Origin of the sequence: Pontibacter mucosus (assembly GCF_003054055.1) — a bacterium.
Lineage (GTDB): Bacteria > Bacteroidota > Bacteroidia > Cytophagales > Hymenobacteraceae > Pontibacter > Pontibacter mucosus.
Window position 1 is genome coordinate 15,272 of record NZ_QBKI01000004.1, and the last position, 19,472, is coordinate 34,743.

16 protein-coding genes are annotated in these 19,472 nt (G+C 49.8%); all 16 read right to left on the minus strand.

Annotation, left to right across the window (positions count from 1 at the left end):
- Positions 1–21: 21 nt before the first annotated feature.
- Complete coding sequence (locus tag C8N40_RS08790; RefSeq protein WP_108211424.1) at positions 22–3,510, minus strand: TonB-dependent receptor; 3,489 nt, start codon at positions 3,508–3,510, stop codon at positions 22–24.
- Positions 3,500–7,210 carry a sensor histidine kinase gene (locus tag C8N40_RS08795; protein ID WP_245905053.1) on the minus strand — a complete coding sequence of 1,237 codons (3,711 nt, stop codon included), beginning with the start codon at positions 7,208–7,210 and terminating at the stop codon, positions 3,500–3,502. The genes C8N40_RS08790 and C8N40_RS08795 overlap by 11 nt, the downstream gene beginning before the upstream one ends.
- 187 nt (positions 7,211–7,397) lie before the next feature.
- On the minus strand, positions 7,398–7,664 hold the full coding sequence (locus C8N40_RS08800; protein ID WP_245905054.1) for a hypothetical protein: 267 nt from the start codon (positions 7,662–7,664) through the stop codon (positions 7,398–7,400).
- A gap of 29 nt (positions 7,665–7,693) precedes the next feature.
- Entirely contained in the window at positions 7,694–8,248 is a 555-nt protein-coding gene (locus C8N40_RS08805; RefSeq protein WP_108211425.1) for a DUF420 domain-containing protein, read from the minus strand.
- On the minus strand, positions 8,226–8,885 hold the full coding sequence (locus C8N40_RS08810) for an SCO family protein (protein WP_108211426.1): 660 nt from the start codon (positions 8,883–8,885) through the stop codon (positions 8,226–8,228). The genes C8N40_RS08805 and C8N40_RS08810 overlap by 23 nt, the downstream gene beginning before the upstream one ends.
- A 17-nt stretch (positions 8,886–8,902) precedes the next feature.
- Complete coding sequence (locus C8N40_RS08815; protein ID WP_092104635.1) at positions 8,903–9,244, minus strand: cytochrome C oxidase subunit IV family protein; 342 nt, start codon at positions 9,242–9,244, stop codon at positions 8,903–8,905.
- Positions 9,245–9,310: 66 nt separating this feature from the next.
- Positions 9,311–10,057 (minus strand): cytochrome c oxidase subunit 3, encoded by a 747-nt coding sequence (locus C8N40_RS08820; protein WP_108211427.1) that lies wholly within the window; start codon positions 10,055–10,057, stop codon positions 9,311–9,313.
- A 24-nt stretch (positions 10,058–10,081) separates the two neighbouring features.
- Positions 10,082–10,663, minus strand: coding sequence for a cytochrome c oxidase subunit 3 (locus tag C8N40_RS08825; protein ID WP_245905055.1), 582 nt, complete (start codon positions 10,661–10,663; stop codon positions 10,082–10,084).
- 8 nt (positions 10,664–10,671) lie between these two features.
- The gene (gene cyoE / locus C8N40_RS08830; RefSeq protein WP_425440655.1) at positions 10,672–11,568 is read right to left on the minus strand and encodes a heme o synthase; all 897 of its coding nucleotides are present in this window, start codon (positions 11,566–11,568) and stop codon (positions 10,672–10,674) included.
- Positions 11,565–12,641, minus strand: a complete 1,077-nt coding sequence (locus C8N40_RS08835) for a COX15/CtaA family protein (protein ID WP_108211430.1) — start codon at positions 12,639–12,641, stop codon at positions 11,565–11,567. The genes cyoE and C8N40_RS08835 overlap by 4 nt, the downstream gene beginning before the upstream one ends.
- An 8-nt stretch (positions 12,642–12,649) precedes the next feature.
- Complete coding sequence (locus tag C8N40_RS08840) at positions 12,650–14,479, minus strand: cytochrome c oxidase subunit I (protein ID WP_108211431.1); 1,830 nt, start codon at positions 14,477–14,479, stop codon at positions 12,650–12,652.
- Between the two features lie 55 nt (positions 14,480–14,534).
- The gene (locus tag C8N40_RS08845; RefSeq protein ID WP_108211432.1) at positions 14,535–15,572 is read right to left on the minus strand and encodes a cytochrome c oxidase subunit II; all 1,038 of its coding nucleotides are present in this window, start codon (positions 15,570–15,572) and stop codon (positions 14,535–14,537) included.
- Between the two features lie 24 nt (positions 15,573–15,596).
- Positions 15,597–16,847, minus strand: a complete 1,251-nt coding sequence (locus C8N40_RS08850) for a quinol:cytochrome C oxidoreductase (protein ID WP_108211433.1) — start codon at positions 16,845–16,847, stop codon at positions 15,597–15,599.
- 25 nt (positions 16,848–16,872) lie between these two features.
- Complete coding sequence (locus C8N40_RS08855; RefSeq protein ID WP_108211434.1) at positions 16,873–17,526, minus strand: c-type cytochrome; 654 nt, start codon at positions 17,524–17,526, stop codon at positions 16,873–16,875.
- Entirely contained in the window at positions 17,526–18,050 is a 525-nt protein-coding gene (locus tag C8N40_RS08860; RefSeq protein WP_108211435.1) for a DUF3341 domain-containing protein, read from the minus strand. The genes C8N40_RS08855 and C8N40_RS08860 overlap by 1 nt, the downstream gene beginning before the upstream one ends.
- A complete protein-coding gene (gene nrfD / locus C8N40_RS08865) occupies positions 18,043–19,470 on the minus strand; it encodes an NrfD/PsrC family molybdoenzyme membrane anchor subunit (protein ID WP_108211436.1) in 1,428 nt (475 codons plus the stop codon). Before nrfD ends, C8N40_RS08860 begins: the two co-directional genes overlap by 8 nt.
- Between the last annotated feature and the right edge of the window lie 2 nt (positions 19,471–19,472).

The window sequence follows — 19,472 nt, forward strand, 5'->3', positions numbered from 1 at the left end:
AATATCCCACTAATCACTGGTCTAGAAGAGCACCGACACCTGGGTTCTGCCGGTATGCACGGCCCCTACCCCGTTGGCTTTGCGCCCATCGTAGTTGAGGGAGATATTGAGGCCGTTGCTCAGGCGCTGCTGTACTATCAAGGACCAGGTCATGTTGTTGCCGGGGCGCAGGGCGTTCAGGATTTCATAGCCTACATAGGAGGTCTCGTCCCCCTCAAAGTCAATGTTCACATACTTTACATTGCTGGTTACGGTACGCTTGCCCACCTGGCTCAACTTTGCTTCCAGGCCCAGCTCATGGAACGTACCCTCCTGCTCTACCTCCGATGCCTGCAGCACATCCTGTTTCAGTGAGAGCTGGTACTTGCTCGTGAAGCGCAGTTTGGTGTTTGGCTGGTAGGCCAGCTCCGGCGACACCTCCCGCGACTGTATCTTAAAATTCTTGGAGCTCAGGAAGTTCGACTGATTCTCGCGCACATTATAACCCAGGTTCAGCTGCGAGCTCAGCACTTCGGTCAGGTTCAGGCGGCTTATCAGCAGGTGGCTCAGCACGTTGCGGGTCTCCGTGCCGTTGGTGAGCAGCTGCTTTTGCTCGTTTTGCTGCACGGTATACTCCATGCCATACTTGGGGCTGCTGCGGTTAAAGTATACCGTGTGGCGCAACTGCTTCACCAGCGAGATAAGGAACTCATCCTCCACATCCTCACTGAAAGGATTGAAGCGCTGCCCAAGGTCGTTGTCGGTGGTTTTCTTGTTGATGCTGATAAAGCTGAGCATCGAGAAGTTGGAAAGCCTGGCCTTGATACCTGGCTCGTTTCGCCAGCTTCGGGGCGCGTTGGTCGTGAGGCGGTAGGTAAAAGTGTTGGTGTAGGCGTTCACGTACTCATCGGTGGGCAGGTAGATTTTGATGTAGCGACGCTGATCCACCGTTTGCGCCTCCAGGTAGTCGTTCAGGTTGTTGGGGTCGCCGCCGTCGCGCAGGTAGTAGGTGCCCAGCCCCGGCAAGGTCTCCTGAAAAATGTAGATGCGCTTGAGCTGCCGGCCGGTGCCTGTAGCATAGCTGAGTTCTGAGCGGAAGGCCCCGTCCACAAACGTGCCGTTGTAGTCAACTCTGGACTGGATGGTTTCCTCGTTTTTGCCGTTGCGCACCTGCAGCTTGCGGTAGGTGGCCTGCGCCTCCAGCGTATGGTCCTGCTTTAGCTTCTTCTGAAGTATGGCATTGTACGTCTGCGCCACCTCCGGGAAACCCATCGTGCCCACCCCGGTTGGGTAGCGGTCGCGGCGCTGTGCATAATCTAGGCGGAACTTCGTCTTGGTGGTATCGCCGCTTTCCAGGTAAAACAGGTGCTGTTCAAAGTACTGTGCCGAGCCTACCACAGAGTCGGTGTTGAGGGCAGTGAGACGGTTTTTGTCGAAGCTATACGTATAGCCAGGCGATATTTTACCCAGGTTATATTTCACATCCATACTTCCGCGGTACCACTGCGACTCGCGCTGCCCTTCCTTGCTGTCGAGCAGGAAAAAGCTGTTCTTAAACTCCAGCTTGCCCAGTTTTTTCAGTACATCCAGATGATGCTGCACCCCGTCGAGCTGCTCCTCGCGGTGGCGCCGGCTGATGCGGTAATTGAACAGGTTGGCGGCATCCTGCGCCGCCCCTACTGAGAAGTTGAAGATATGGTCCTCGGCCTTTTTGGTGTTGGTTAAGCTCCAGTCACGGTCAAATTCAATGGGGCGGTAGCGGTCGATAGGTTCAAAGTATTCGTCGGTATACTCATAGTTGAGCGTGCTGTTAAGTTTATACTTGCCCAGGAAGGCAATAGGCCTATCCTGCACCACGTAGCCCACGCGCAAGCCTTTGCCATTGTCATCCCCTGAGTCGATGTCGGAAAAGCGGTTAAGGTCATGTTGCGAGGCAGCCCCTTCGGCAAAGAAACTCACGCCTTTCTGCAACTCATAGCTACCGCCAAACGTGATGAGTTGCTTCTTGCGCGGCGTGGGCAACACCCGCACCGGTGCGTAGCTTCCCTGCCTTACACCATTTATAGGAGCTACCCAGCGGTAGGCACGGCCATTTACGGCACCATTCACCGCCACATAGTCGCCATTGCCGGAGCCCACATTGGTAAAGCTGACGCTGTAGTGCGCCGAATCGGGGTGGGTAGAGTATACGTAGATGCGTTCCAGGTTTTGGCCGTTGCTGTAGGCCGTGTCGCGGCGGGCGTACAGGATCTGGCCCGGGTCATAGGTCACACTGTCGGCACCCGAGGCGATGGCCTGGTTCAGGCTGTCGCCTATACTTGCCAGCAGGCGCTTTTGCTCGGAGTTCAGGCTCAGGTTCAGCAGACTGTTGGGGTTGTCGCTCTCGTTGTAGTAGTTACCGTATACTTTCAGCTTGCCCAGGTTCTGGTAGTGGTTCAGGTGGTAGATGCCCCGGCTGTAGTTCTGGTCCGAGTACTCAAAATCCACCCTAATCCGGGAGTTCTTGGTGATAACGTGCCGCGTGGTGAAGGTGATCTCCGCCTGGTTATAGTCTATCACATAATCGTAATCGTAGCCCCGCTGCAGCAGCACGCCATCCAGAAACACCCGTTCCGAGTTGGCCAGTACGATAATGAACAGTTCATTATTGGGGCCGCGCAAACGGTAGGGGCCCATCACGCCTTCCTGCGGTTGTATGGTTTGGGAGGCAAACTTTCCCTTCGATACCGAGGCCGCTACCGTAGTTACCCCCTGCCGTTCCGGACTTTTGCCCGTAACATAGCTGAAGGCGCCGCCCTGCACGTTCTTGTAAAACTGCATAAAGTAGGATGGTTTGCTCCGGAGAACCACATCGCCGGCGGTTAGCTGCCACAGCCGGTGCTGCAGTGTGATGTATACTTTGTCGAACTCCTGCAACTGCTGCGTATTGCCCTCCGGCTGAAACGGGATGTTTTGGTCGGTGATGGCTGCCGTTATACTGATGTCGTCCGTCAGCTTTCCGTCGAGCTGCAGGTTGAGGGCGGAGTTCACGAAAACGTTCTGCGTATTGCCAAACGACACGCCCCTGGAAATACTGCCCGTCTTGTTCAGCCCCGGCGTGCGAAAGATTTCCTCTTTGGTGCTGATATTCTCCTCGTAGAAAACGCCGCGCGGCGACCTTGTTTCCAGCTTGGCGATATCGCGTTTGAAGGCAGGCCGGGTCAGGCTCAGGGGCATCACCCTGAAACAGACCAGCACAGAATCAGGCAGCGGCAGCATGGTGCCCAGCGTATCGATGGCGACGGAGTCCGGGGCCGGAAAACGGGTAAAGGTGATGCTGTTGGAAGTATAATTATACTCGTAGCTGAAGGCCTCTGGGTTGGTGTGCTGCAGCGTAATGGAACTGGGCATAACCGTGAGGCTATCCAGCTCCTGTGGAAAATCGGCAACGGGCAACCACTTGCAGCGCTGGTTGCTGAGCGGGACCTGGGCAAGCAATGGCAGGCTCAACAGCCACAGCATCAGCACTATGCCCAGTCCTTTACTGTTCATCCTGAAGCGGTAGCTGAATAAAGAACGTTGTTCCCTGCCCTTCCTCCGTTTCGAACCAGATCTTGCCTCCGGCGCTCTCAATGCCGCGCTTGGCCACAGCCAGCCCAATACCCGACCCAGTATACTTTGTACTGAAGTTCGGGATAAATACTTTACCCTGTATCTCTTTGGGAATGCCGCTGCCATTGTCTCTGATCGAAATCAACACCTGCCGGCTATCTTGCAGTTCCAGGCGCACCTTTATATGCGGCTTGCGGCTGGATGGCACCGCCTGAATAGCATTGAGCAGCAGGTTGTTAAACGTGCGCACCATCAGGCTCTCATCCGCGTTCACCACCACCTCCCGCTCCGGAATCTGCTTGGTAAGTATGGCCGTGGCCGGGTCGTTGTGCAGGTCAGCGGCTTTGTGCAGGGCGGCGGCAATATCCATCGGCTCTGGCTTCGGCTCCGGCATGGAGGTAAAGCTCGAAAACGAGGAGGCAATGTCGTTGAGGATGTTTATCTGGGTAATGAGCGTATGCGAGATTTTCTCGATGAGTTGCTCGGTGTTCGGTCTTTTTTCCGCAATGGCCTTCTGCAGGTATTGCAGCGAGAGCTTCATAGGGGTAAGCGGGTTCTTGATCTCATGGGCCACCTGCCTGGCCATTTCGCGCCAAGCGGCTTCCTTCTCCTGCATGGCCAGTTCCTGCTTGTTTTGCTCCAGCGTCAGCAGCATGCGGTTGTACTCGCTCACCAGCATCCCAATCTCATCGGCGCCTTCATAGGCCAGCATCTCGTTCCTGCCCGTCAGGGAGGTTCGCTTCAGTTTTTCGGCCAGCATGCGCAACGGTACCGTGAGGGCGCGTGAGGCAAAGAAGGTGAGCACCAGGAACAGAATAAACATCACGGAGAAGATGTTCATGATGGTGGTAATCAGGTCTATCAGCTTTAGATCCAGCTCCTTCTCCGAATCAAAGAACGGGATACCGATAAAGCCGGCCAGCTCCGTTGGGTATGCTTCGTCGCGCAGGGGCAGGTAAATGGAGTTGAAGCTCAGGTTTCCGGCCTGCTCCTCCAGCAGCACACGCAGCGCCTGCCGCTCCGAGATAGCCGCGAAAGCCTCCGGGTTCACGAGCTTGGACAAAAGCCCTGTCTCAAATATCAGGGGTTGACTGGTTACCAGCAGCATGCCGTTACGGTCGTAGATGTTGATGTCTGCCTCTGCGATGGCGGCAATCTCGGTCACGCTTCGCTGCAACTGCCGCTGTCGCTGCAGCAGCCTGCGGCTAAGCTGCTGCGACAGATGCTCCTGTATGGCCTCACCGCGCTGCTCATACCTGGTCATCAGGTCTTTCTTATAGGAGGCCGTCACCAAGCCTGCCGTGGTTATACTTACCAGCAGCAATGGCAGCAAAATACCAAAGTTGAGGAAAATCTGGATTTTGGCACTGAAGTTCGGCCTGAAGTCGCGCAGCCGGTGCCGCTGCAGCAGCAGGTACAGCAAGCCGCTTAAGATAAGCCCCGCCACATAACTCAGAAACAGGAAAGAGAAATTCGAGAGCACCTCGCGCCCGCCATACTTGCCTGTGGTGATGATCAGGGTTTGCCCGTTGGTGCTCTGCACCCCGTAATGGTGCGAGTCATCCTGCGGAAGCCCCAGCCGGAACAGTTCCGGCTTGCTCAGCAGGTCGCGGTCGAAGTTGGTGGCGTAATCATACTCGCCCTCGCTGTAACGCAGCTTGTTGCCGCTGTAGATGGCATAACTGAGCATCTCAGGCCCAAACGGCTGGTTATACTTCTGGTCCACCAACAGCTCGGGCACCACACTGTTTGGCAAAAGCCGCTTCAGTGTCAGTTGCAGGGCTATGGTACCATAATGCGTGGCGCTGATAGGTACCTGTATCAGTTTGAGGTATGTCCTGGCGTTGTAGCGGGTGGGGTCTTTTAGCAGGAACAGATCCCTGTGCTCGGTGCGCATCTGCGGATGGTCAAATACCTGCCGGAGTTGTTGCAGGGTAATGGCTGAGGTGTCAGCGCTCTCCAGTGTTCTGCCCTGCCCGTCGAACAGCATGACGTTAATCTCATACTTGTCGAAGTAATCGCTCAGGTACTGCCGGGTTATTTTTCGCCTGATAAAGGAGGCATCCACATAGGGTCCCATCATCTTCATCCTGATCAGTTCATCCCCCGCAATCTCCGAGGCCACCTGGTTCAGCTGGTACTCCCCCAGAATATCGTTATCCTGCAGAATATTGAAGGCGAGGTTCTGCTTGTAGGTCTTCAGGTCGTTGTGGTAATGGGCAAACTGCGCCACCGCCCCGGTGATTGCACTCACAATCACCACCAGAAAAAAGAGCAGATACGTGCGGTAAGCAAAGCTGATGGCGTGCTTATGCTGGGAGGCAAGTATGATGATAGCCCAGAACAGGAGGCCTAGCAGGAGAACAGAAAACAATTCAGGCGTGAAAACCGCTGCAAACAGCAAGAGTATCGCTGAAATGATCATCAGCGCCTTATAGGGCCAAAACGTTGACTCCTTGGGCACCAGAACCGACACCATCGTGGCCAGCACATAGGTAAACATGCAAAGCGACAGGGTGTTGATCACCATAATGCCATACAGCACCACCTTGTACCTTGTAATCTCCAGCGACTGTGTTACATCCAGCAACAGGGGCGAGTTGTGGTAGATGCTGTAATAGAACCTGAACTGCAGCAACAACAGGAAAAAGAAGATCAGCATGCTCATGATAACCAGGTAACGGCTCCGCTCCCTTGGCATGGCCTGCAATTGAGAGGCCACACGGTTCATCCTGAAGAGGTAAATACCTGACCCCGCAACTGCTGCCAGCAAAAGTACATTCAGCAGCAAATCGCCCACCGACGGCGACCAGAAGGAGGCCGCGTAAAGCTTAGGGTCAAACAGCTCTACATCTACCACCGCGAAAGGAAGGTTCAGCAAGATCAGGGCCACCCGCATACTTCCCAGCAGCAACAGCAACAGCAGTATACCATGGCTGTAGGCCCCCTTCCGTAAAAACCGCCGACTGACACTGCTGGCAAAAAGTATAAAAAACACGATCCCAGCCACAAACAAACCTACCTGCAGCCGCACATAGCCCGAGGTTTTGTGCGATTGCTCAAAGTTCAGGGAGAAGAGGAACTGCCCCTCAGCCGTATAGACCTGCGGCAAGGAGGGCTCGGGGGTAAGGATAAGCTGCAGGTTTGCCTGCTGAAACACCTCCTCATCGAGTTTCGGTTTCAGGTAAGCGTTGTTAATCCGGTAATCTATCTGCAGCGGAATGTATACATCTATGGTATACGGTAACCTTTGCTGCCGAACCACCACAAAGCGCCCATACTCGTTCTCAATGGCAAAAACGCCCTGCGCCACGGGCGGAAGGTCTGGCTGCGGCGCAATGGTGTGGCTGGACCAAAAAACCAGGTTCTGCATGCGGTAAACGAAAACCGGGTAATCAGCCTTCTTCAGCAGCGTCGAAAAGGAAATAGTGTTCTGCCCCAGGTTAGCGAATATACGCTCTCCCTGTTGGTTAGCCTTATCGATGCAGTGGTGTACGCGTTGGGTAATCCGTTCGGCTTCTTCCTGATGGTCCTGCTTTGTAGAGCCTGGCGAAAGCCAGTTAAAATGCAGTGTCGCTATCGCTATAAAGCACAGCAACGACGCGAGGAATAGCAGAAATGGCGTAAGCTTCCGGTTCAAGGCAAGGTAGTTTAACCACTAAAGTAAGTAAAAGACGGGATAAGCGCTATACTTCAAGAATCGTGCTAATGTATCGTTACCAGAGGGCGGGCCTCCAAACATGAAGCATGGCAGCCATAAAAAAGATGCCTATACACTGCAGCAGTGGCTGCAGTGTATAGGCATCAACCTCTTAGAGCCTTTACCCTTAGGCTTTATTCGTTTTTTTACGGCTATTCTTGTACCACAGGAAACCGACAGTACCGAGCAAAACATAGGGTATAACCATCAGATAGAGTATACCCATGTTCAGGCCACTGCCTACTTCGTTGCCCGACGCATCACTTCCGCTTCCTACGTTAGACTCCACTGTAGCCCGGCACATGGCACACTGGCTGTACGCGTCCGTGGAAACAAACACGAGCACGAATGCCAGTGTTAAAGCCATCAGTACTTTCGATATGTTCTGTCTCATCACTTCTGGGAAATATGGTAGTAAGATAATTATGCGTAATAGGGTGAGATCAGCAAGTACACCAATACCCCTGTTACGGCTACATATAGCCAAATAGGGAACGTCCATCTAGAAATACGACGGTGGCGCTTGAGTTGATTCGTAATGCCAAAGTATACTGACAGCAGCACCAACGGTACAATCACAATTGCCAGCACAATATGTGTTAGAAGTATAAAATAGTAGATGTACTTCAGCAAACCGTCACCTCCGTAAACAGTGCGCTGCCCCAGGAAGTGGTAGGTTACGTAAGACACCAAAAACACCGCCGACAAACCGAAGGCAAATAGCATGGCCCTTCTGTGCACTTTCGTGTTGCCGCGTTTCACGTTCACATACCCCACTACCAGCGTAATAGCCGTGATAGAGTTGATGAAGGCATGGAAGCCAGGCAGGTAAGACACGTCCACATTCGCGTCACCTGATTTAGGCATAAAAAACAACAGCGCCACGAGTACCGGTATGGCCACCGAAAGGATGGCTATTACGGTCATGAATTTGCGATCGCGCTCGTTTGTCAGGTTATTTTCTCTTACTGTATTCATCCAGCAACACGTTAATTTCAAGTACAAGGCGGTCTACATCTTCAGGATCGGTACCTAAATAAACGCCACGAACTTTTTTTTCTTTATCAACCAGCACAAGCCGGTTACTTGGCATGTACCTATCTTCCTGCTTCTTGTAAGGCTCCTTAAAGCCAACGGCTAGGGCGGCAACTTCTGCTGTATCACCTGTTAGGACGTACCATTTAGCTTCCAAAGGCTTATACTCCTTCGCTAGTTGCTTCAATCCGTCGTTAGTACCGGCACTGTCCTGCATCGCAAAGGTAACAAGTTTCACCTGCTCAATGTTTGCAAAAGCTTCCTGCACGCGCACAAACTGTGAAAGTATGGTCTGACACTCGCGCTCACACGCTGTACCGGTAAAATGTGCCACATATACAGTACCATCCAGGTCTTGCTGGGTAATGCTTCCACCTGAAAGCTTTTCCAGCTTAAAGGACGGCACCTGCTGAAACACGGTATCACCTGCAGCATCGTATACCACATCACCTTCCCTATCGAGTTTGGGGTAGTATGTTTTCAGTGAGAAATGGTGCGTCCCGAAGACACTGATAAACACAAAAACAAGAATAGGCACTAATAGTAGGAGACCTAATATTAGTGCCTTTATAGGTTTCATCAAGAAAGTATACTTTGCTATTTAAAGTAGTTCGTTATGGACTCGTAGTAATAGCTACCCTCTGCCAGCAGTGCCACCATCAGCCATACCACCAACGCCAGCGGGATGATGATAGACCAGATAAGCGACTTTGCCTCATGCTTCAGGTGCATGAACTCCGCCACGATGTAGAATGCCTTAAAGATCGTCAGGATGATGAAAATAGCGTTACGGGCTGTACCTGCGTCCATTGTAAAGGCGAAGAGGAACTCAAGTGCCGTTAGTCCAACAAGTATGAAAAACGTTCTCCAGATAGCCTTTGTCTGCGGCTTAGGAATCTCAGCTGTTTGTTGAAAATCGTTTTCGATGTGATGTGCCATAGTGCTGTGATATGTTTCTGTGATGCCGGCTTTTTAAACGGCATCAACCAAAAGCTTTCTTTAAAATTAGATCAGGTAGAAGAAGGTAAACACGAATACCCAAACAAGGTCAACGAAGTGCCAGTAAAGGCCTATCTTTTCAACCATCTCATAGTGTCCACGTTTGTGATACACTCCGTTTACGGTGCTGATGAAGGCGACAATCAGCAGCGTCCAGCCAATAAATACGTGGAAGCCGTGGAACCCTGTGATAAAGAAGAAAAGGTTAGCGAACAACGGCGGGCCATACTGGTTAAAGGCCATCGAGGCACCATGGTATGTAGTGCCATCCGGCAGCAGCATGCCTTCATCTGTACCAACTATAAAGTGCGTCCATTCCCAGGCCTGGCAAGCAAGGAAAGTAGCGCCAAACAGAATTGTCCAGAGCAACCACTTCTCAACATCCTTCTTGTCCATGCGGTGTCCTGCCTCCACTGCCAGCACCATCGTTACTGAGCTGAAGATCAGGATCATCGTCATCAAAGCCACAAAAGCCAGTGGCAGGTCTACCCCATGAAAACCAGGGAAGGCGTTAAATACTTTTTCCGGGATTGGCCACCACTCCGTGGAGAAGGTAAACGCTTCAGCTTCACCAGTGTATGGTGTGTGCGCATGGCGGGTCAGTCCGTAAACAATAAGAAAAGCACCAAAGGTAAAAGCGTCAGAGAGCAGGAAAAACCACATCATGAGTTTACCATAGCTCGCCTTCATTGGTTCGTTACCACCGTCCCAAGTACCCGACTTAGGTGCTTCCAGCGTAGTTGAAGTAGACATAGTGTTATGTATTGAAAAGCGTGTTTAGTGATTTAATCTTAAGAATACGTACAAATATAGCCAAAGTCCACCTAAAAAGTGCCAGTACACCGTGCACAATTGTATACGCAGCATTTTCTTAGAATGCACCCGGTATTTCAGGCTGCTGCTCAGCACAATCGCCACAAATATTAGCCCCGTAATGAGGTGGAAACCGTGAACACCGGTGAGAACATAGAGAAAAGAACCTGCAGGGTTACTGCCTGTACCGCCAAAATAAATGTTATGCTGCACCAGGTCCGCCCATCCGTACCACTGCCCTACCAGGAAAGCAATGCCCAGGCCAAGGGTCAGAAATAACATCAGCTTCAATCTTCCCACGTTGTTTTCCTTAGCTGAGTTATGAGCCAGTTGCATGGTCACGGAGCTAAGTATGATGACAATCGTGTTCACCAGAAGTATACCTGGAAGGTTAAACTCCAGCCAGTTTCCTTCTTCTCTTCTTACGATGTAAGCACTTGTAAAAGCCGCAAACATCATAATAATACTAATAATAATCAACCACAGGGAAAACTTTAGCGGATGCACGCCGTGGTCGTTATCTTCTTCTATAGGAAAATTAGCCATTACCATACCTAAATTTTATCTAACACAAAGGCAATCTGCACAATAGGCAGATATAAAAATGATCCAAACATGATACTCATGGCCGCTTTCTTAGAGCAGGTGCGCATCAGGTAAAATGTCTGAGCCAGGAACAACACGCCGCATACAACCGCAATCATAGCCGAGGTAATCCCTGTCATGCCGAACTGCAGCGGCAGCAGACTCATCGGAATCAACACCAGCGTATAAGTCATAATCTGGATAGCTGTTTTCAGGTTTTTACCACCAGCCATTGGCAGCATCTTAAAACCAGCTTTCTTGTAATCATCATCCAGCACCCAGGCAATGGCCCAGAAGTGCGGAAACTGCCAGAAGAACTGTATGCCGAATAGTATGACTGCCTCGATCTCAATAGCGCCGGTCGCAGCTACCCACCCAATTAGTGGAGGCATTGCCCCAGGTATGGCACCGACAAATACACATATAGGGCTAATTTGCTTTAGAGGCGTATAGATAAACCCATAAAGCACCAGCGACAGGAGCGAAAGTGCAGCAGCAAGCGGGTTAAAGTATAAACCTAGCAGCAAAGTACCTGCAGCTGCCAAAAGCAGGCAGAAAACTGCAGCCTCTGTTACAGTTACGTTCCCTGTCGGAAGAGGCCTCTTGGCTGTGCGCTTCATCAGCTTGTCCAGATCTTTTTCTATGATCTGATTGATGATGTTTGCTGCACCCGTCACCAACAATCCTCCAAGCATTACCAGCCCGATATCAAACCACCGGGCATTCGGGTTTCCTAGTATAAAACCTATAGCACTGGAAAAAGCAACAGTTAGGCTAAGCCTGAACTTCAGTAACTGAAAATATGCTGTTGCTTTATTCATGGTAGAATCATGCAGTAGTGTATCGGTCTTGGTCGTATACATCATTTATGAACAACTACTTGCGGTACTGGTGCCTTTTTTGAGGCGTAATAATAAATAATCAGAATCTGAAACTGCACCCCGAACAGCAAAGCTGCAAAAGTAAGGTGTAGTGGTTGTAGTACTGGTGGAATGGCAAAGTATGCCATAATGATACCGAATACTATCTCTGCCCCAACCAGCATAAGCATTACATTTGTCAGCTTTGAAAGTTGCCTGTTCTGTAATTTATAGAGCTGTAGGGCCACATATACATGCAGGGCCACCAACAATATTGAAAACGTTCTGTGGACATAGAAGCTAACTCCTAACTGATCAACCCACGTTTCCCTGTTAGCTCCTCCCGTCATGGAGGAAATAAGATCTACCTCTTCTCTTACCTGTGTTCCTATAAGGATCTGACCAAAGGTTAAAATAGCCAACAACCACATTCCAGCGCCAATCTTCGGCATGTAATTATACTTCACTGTAATGCTGTCTTTGCTGGCACGTGTCACAGCATACTGCAACATCGCCACCAAAACCAGCGCCAGTGCCATATGGATGGTGATGGTAACGGGAAGTAAGTTTGTAGAAACTACAATGGAACCAAGCCAGCCTTGAAACCCGACCAACACCAAGCTTCCCAGGGCCAGGTAAAAGACTGCTTTATCGCTCTTTAAATAAGGACGAGCATAAATAACAGTCAGGAAAATAAAGATACCGATCAGTGCCCCCACAAGCCGATTGATGTACTCGATCCAGGTTTTCGTTACATTAAACTCCGTCTCAATGTACTGGCTGGGATGCGAGAAAATGGCGTCAGCAACTTTATCAAAGCCCAGTTTATCCAGGTAGCCCGCAAGCCTTTGGTTCTTTTCGATCCGCTGATGCTTGTAAACCTCCAGGTAATCCTCTGGCAATTGGCTAACATCAGTCGGAGGAACCCAACTGCCAAAGCACTTTGGCCAGTCCGGGCACCCCATTCCTGAACCTGTGCTTCGCACGATTCCTCCGACTAATATTAGAAAGTAAACAGCAAATACTGTTAGTACTCCAATTCTTCTAAATCTTTTGTATTGAGAAGATTTGTTAGCCATTATAAGCCTTATTCAAAATCTTTCTCGTTCGGCAAGTTGGAAGACTGCGTCTGTGAGAAAGGAACTGTCTGTGGAATATAATCTTCAGCAGCACCTGGCTTGCTGTAGTCATATGGCCATCTGTAAACTGCTGGAATCTCGCCGGGCCAGTTACCGTGGCCTGGCAGAACAGGTGTAGTCCACTCCAGCGTGTTAGAGTGCCATGGGTTCTCGGTAGCTCTCCTACCGCGGAAGATACTGTACACAAAGTTGAACAGGAAGATGAACTGCGCAACAAAGCCAAAAATCGCAGCAAGACTGATAAAGGTGTTCAGGTCGGTGAAGATGTTGAACGTTTCAAAACCTGTCCAGTTATAGTATCTTCTTGGGAAGCCGGCAATACCGATGTAGTGCATTGGCATGAACACCAGGTATACGGCTATAAATGTCAACCAGAAGTGAATGTAGCCGAGCTTTTCATCCATCATTCGGCCAAACATTTTAGGATACCAGTGGTACACACCGCAGAACATACCAAAGAATGCAGCAGCACCCATTACCAGGTGGAAGTGAGCCACTACGAAGTAGGTATCGTGCAACTGAATGTCCAGCGCTGAGTTACCCAGGATAATCCCTGTTAAACCACCTGAGATGAAGAGTGATACGAAGCCAATGGCAAACAACATGGCTGCCGTGAAGCGAACATTGCCTCTCCAAATAGTAGCAATCCAGTTAAACACCTTCACCGCCGACGGTACGGCAATGATCAGGGTCAGGAACATGAAGACCGAACCCAGGAAGGGGTTCATGCCGGTCACGAACATGTGGTGTGCCCATACTACGAAAGAAAGTACAGCAATGCCCACCATTGAACCAATCATAGCTCGGTAACCGAAGATCGGCTTACGGGCGTTAGTAGCAATTACTTCAGAAACAAGACCCATAGCAGGAAGGATCACAATGTATACTTCCGGGTGGCCCAGGAACCAGAACAAGTGCTGGAAAAGGATAGCGCTACCACCTGTGTTTGACAGAGCTTGCCCTGCTATATAAATATCAGAAAGGAAAAAGCTTGTCCCGAAGCTACGGTCAAAAATAAGCAACAGCGCTGCGGATAGTAACACCGGGAATGCCAGAAGACCAAGTACTGCAGTCAGCAGGAATGCCCAAATCGTGAGCGGAATCTTGGTCATTGACATGCCTTTGGTACGCAGGTTAATTACTGTGGTGATATAGTTTACACCGCCCAGCAGCTGCGATACAATAAACAGAGCCATGGAAATCAACCACATGGTCATACCATCCCCTGAGCCCTGGATAGCTTCTGGAAGTGCACTTAGTGGAGGGTAAACCGTCCAGCCACCAGCTGCAGGTCCTGTCTCGATGAACAGCGACCAGAACATGATAACACTGGCTATAAAGAACACCCAGAAAGAAAGCATGTTCATAAAGCCGGAGGCCATGTCGCGGGCCCCAATCTGTAACGGAATCAAAAAGTTACTGAAAGTACCGCTCAGGCCCGCCGTCAGCACGAAGAACACCATGATGGTACCATGCATGGTTACCAGTGCCAGGTAGAACTCCGGGTTCAGCTTTCCATTTTCAATCCAGCCTCCCAGGATTGGCTCCAGGAAAGTGAACGTTGCCTCTGGCCAGCCCAGTTGCAGACGGAAAAGGATAGACAAGAAACCACCAACAAATGCCCAGAAAATACCCATAAACAGATACTGCTTGGCAATTACTTTATGGTCTAGGCTGAAGATGTACTTCTCAAAAAAGTTTTGATCGTGGTGATGCTCATCATGCTCTTCATGCACATGATGTACATCCCTGGTCATCGAAATATCTGTACTCGACATATTCTTTAAAGAATTTTATATGCTACAACTCAGTTTTCAATTCTTCAGCTGTTCCCTATTCTGCATCAGCTACCAGTACTGCTGAAGGCTCCTGCTGGAATTTAGCCAGTACCTGTGGGTTTTGCTCCACAAAAGGCTTTTGGCTAGCCAGCCATGCCTCGTAATCCTCTGGCTCATCTACGATGATAACATAGCGCATCGCAAAGTGACCACGACCGCAGATCTCAGTACAAGCCAGCTCATACTTAAAGTCCGGGTTACCGGTCTCGGTAGCCATCTCAGCTGTAGTCTTGGTTGGTACAAACCAGAACTTAGTAGGCATGCCTGGCACTGCGTCCATTTTCAAGCGGAAGTGCGGCATAAACACACTGTGAATCACATCTCTTGATCTGATTTTCAGCAATACCGGTTTGCCCTTCGGAACATGGATCTGAAGCGGGTTGATGATGTCATCGTGCGAGTTTGGGTCACTGAAATCTACACCCAGTTCATTAGTAGCATCAATCAAGGAAGTTTTGGCCACGCCAAGTTTGCCATCCGGTCCAGGGTAGCGAACCATCCAGTTAAACTGCTTACCCACGATTTCTACCACCACTGCGTCTTCAGGGGCAGCGCTGGTGATTTTTGTCCAGGTTTGCCAGCCACCGAATACCAGCAGTGCCATAACAACAGCAGGAATCATTGTCCAAACGATCTCTAGCTTGTTATTGTGCGGGTAATAATATGCGCGCTTGTCATCTTTGTGCTGGTACTTGTAAGAGTAGATAAACAGCAATATCTGTGTAATGACGAACACAATACCGATAACAATCATGGTTGTCCAGAACAAATTGTCTGTCCATTCACCATGCAGAGATGCCAGCGGAAGGTTCATGTCATCCCAGGCATCTACAAATGACCAGGCAAACGCTGCGCCACCTACTATCAGGAAGAGTAGCAGCATCATACCATTCACGCGGTTGCTAACTTTTGTTGTACCGGCTGCCCGCTCCGTTGATCCTCGGAAAATCGACGCAAGCGTTCCTATCCTGAAAAGCAGGTACAGGATAACCAGTAATAGAATAATGGATAAACCAATGGCGATCGTAATCATTATATAACGCTTTTAGTATAGTCTCTAAACATGATGGTGTACACTCTCCTCCAGGAACGGGTGATTTACAGGCACCAAAGAGGCTTTTGTGAGTCCCTTTGTGAAGGCCAGCAAGAACACGCCTAGGAATACGAGCGCTGTGCCGATCTCAATGAATCCAATACCTGCATCAGTTCGTAATGTGCCTGGCATCATCATCAGGTAGAAGTCGAACCAGTGTCCGATAAGGATGGCAATCGTCACGATTTTCAACATGATCATCTGACGCTTCGCATCTCTTGTCATCAGAACAAGGAAAGGGAACACAAAGTTAACCACAAGGTTCGCATAAAAGATCCAGGTATACTGGCCGTTATTTCCGCTAAGTCTTTCAGTAAAGTAAATTACCTCTTCCGGCATGTTAGCATACCAGTACAGCAGGAACTGGGAGAACCAGATGTATGTCCAGAAGATGGAGAAAGCAAACACAAATTTACCCAGATCGTGCAGGTGGTTGGCGTTTACCATCTTAAGATACCCGTTCTGCTTCAGAATGATTACGGTAAGCGTGATAGCAGCAAGGCCCGATACCCACCAGCTTGCAAACACATACCAGCCAAACATCGTAGAGAACCAGTGGGTATCAATGGACAACACCCAGTCCCACGCTGAAGTAGAAGAAGTAATACCAAAGATTACCAGGAAGATAGCTGAAATGCGAATGCTTTTATGGTAGGAATTTGTGCCACCATTCAAGTCTTCATTGAGAGCCTCTTTTCTAAGCCACAGAGAAAACCAAATCCACAAACCGAAGTATAAAACCATTCGGATCAGGAAGAAGGCTGTGTTCAGATAGCCCGACTTTCCGGCAATGATTGGATCGTAACGGTCATCGTTGATATCATACAGGTAATCGTGTGTCCAGTGGAAAATGTCATGTCCGCCAAACAGGAAAACCACCAGCATTACCGCACCACCTATCGGCAGGAAGTAGTTTAGCGCCAGTGCAACCCTTTTAATCAGTACAGACCAACCTGCATACGCCACATATTGTACGGCTACGAAGAAGGTGCCAATAAGGGCGATACCCGTAAAATAAACGTTATTCAGCCACAAGTTCACGAACAAGCGCTTCGACCATGAGGCAGGCTCATGACCCGCAGCCTCACCGTGACCTGCTCCCCCACCTGCGGCCATAAAAATGATACCTGCTATAAGTAAAACCACACCTACAGCTATCATTAAGAAAAACTTGTTATTTGTTTTTCTGGAAATGATGAGTCTTTCTTCTGTCATTATCCCTTTATTTTATGCCTTAGTCTTAGTTATTAGGAGTTCCGGTTACAGGGTTTTCGGTTCCGGTTTCAGCAGCTTCCTGAGAAGCCTCATCAGAAACTGTTGTGCCTGTCTCCCCTTTCTGTAGTTGCTGTACATACATCACGATTTTCCAACGTTCTTCGGGGTTTACCTGAGAACCGTGTGGAAGCATACGGCCGCGGCCATACGTGATAACATGGTAAAGATGACCGGCAGGAAGTTCAGCAACTCGACCGGCAGTATAGGATGGCACACCTTTGAACTTCTGCCCTACCAGGCCCTGGCCATCACCTTCAGCACCGTGGCAAGGTGAGCAAAAGCGAGTATAAAGCACCTTACCCTCGGCCAGGTTTGCTGATGTCGGTTTTAGAGGATTCTTTAACTCTGCGCCGGCAGATTCGGCATTGTCTTCAGATAAGTACAGGTTGTACCCTTGCTTTCCACGCGCGATGGTGCCTTTCACAGGCTCACGCATGTTCATACCAGCCGGGTTAAACTTGTTCTCTTTGATTTGAGAATAAGGGTCCAAAGGTACTGAGTGGTACATGTCCGGGGCGAACTCCAGCCCTGGGTCTTGATCGTTACTGCAGGAAATGAGAACTGCAGCAGAGAAAAGTACAGCGGAGGCTTTAAAGCCAGTGTTTATGAATCTTTTCATTATTTTACTACCTCCTTCTCATTAACCTCAATAGCACCGTTAGAGCGAAGCAGGTCATTCAGAGCGGCCACATCGGTTACCCCTTCCTTTACTTCTATTGCCATTACAAACTTATCGTCTGTTGAGCGCTTGTCAAAAACATTCACTTTCATTGAGGGTTTCAGCTTGGACACGATGAAGAATGTGATCACCATGCCGAACGCACTGAAAAGAACCGTTAATTCAAATGTTACCGGGATGAACGATGGCAGTGCGATGTGCGGCTTACCACCAATAATCATCGGCCAGTCAAAGCCCATCATCCAAATCTGCATCCACAAAGCGAAAGACATACCTGTAAGGCCTGCAAAGAAAGCCACAATCGGCAGCCTTGAGCGCTTAATGCCTAACACATCGTCAATGCCGTGCACAGGAAAGGGAGAAAATACGTCGTAAATCTTTGTACCGCCTGCGCGGATGTTTTCGATGGCTGTCAGCAGCACATCTTCATCATCATAAATGCCTAGAATAAACTTTTTATTCATTGTGATGTGTATTAGAGTTCAAATCCTTATCAGTGGCATGCATTGTAGCAGCGCTTTTCGGGTGTTTCACCTCCGATGAAGACTTCAGGATGGCCTTCACCTCCGCCATATTGATCACCGGGAAAAACTTACAGAACAGCAGGAAGAGCGTAAAGAACAGTCCGATAGTGCCTACATATACCCCAACATCGATGATGGTTGGCGAGAACATTGCCCAGGAGGATGGCAGGTAGTCTCTGTGAAGCGATGTTACGATGATTACGAAACGCTCGAACCACATACCGATGTTTACGAAGATAGAGATGATGAAGGTGGCGGTCAGGCTTCGTCTGATTTTTCTGAACCAGAAGAGCTGAGGGGTAATTACGTTACAGGTCATCATAGACCAGTAAGCCCACCAGTAAGGACCGAAAGCACGGTTGATGAAGGCATACTGCTCATACTCCACGCCTGAGTACCATGCAATGAAGAACTCCGTTGTATAAGCAATACCTACAATAGAACCCGTCAGGATGATTACCTTGTTCATCGACTCGATGTGCTCCAGCGTGATGTAGTCTTCCAGGTAGAACACCTTTCTGGTGATAATCATCAGGGTAAGTACCATCGCGAAGCCAGAGAAGATTGCACCAGCCACAAAGTATGGCGGGAAGATGGTAGTGTGCCATCCCGGAATTACAGAGGTAGCAAAGTCGAAGGATACGATAGTGTGCACTGAAAGTACCAGAGGGGTAGCCAGACCAGCCAGAATCAGGGAAACTGTTTCGTAGCGAGACCAGTGCTTGGCCGAACCAGTCCAGCCGAATGACAGTAGCGCGTAGGCTCTTCTGGCAATCGGACCAGTTGCTCTGTCGCGGATGGTGGCAAAGTCCGGAATCAGGCCAATGTACCAGAACACGAGCGATACCGAGAAATATGTCGAGATCGCGAATACGTCCCAGAGAAGCGGTGAGTTAAAGTTTACCCACAGTGAGCCAAACGTGTTTGGCAGTGGGAGTACCCAGTAAGCCAGCCAAGGGCGGCCCATGTGCAGTACAGGGAACATAGCCGCACAAATTACGGCGAAGATCGTCATCGCCTCAGCTGCACGGTTAATGGAAGTTCTCCACTTCTGGCGGAACAGCAAAAGGATGGCTGAAATCAGCGTACCAGCGTGACCGATACCCACCCACCACACGAAGTTGGTGATGTCCCATGCCCAACCTACTGTCTTATTCAAACCCCATTCGCCGATACCATACCAAAGTGTGCGGTATACAGAGTAGATAAATATAGCTAAGCCAACCAGTGCAACGGCAAGGGCAGCCGCCCAACGAACGTTGGGCTTGGCCTCCACCTGTCTGCAGACATCTTCCGTGATGTCGTGGTATGTTTTACCCCCCGTTACCAGAGGCTCTCTTATCGGAGATACATGCTGCATAA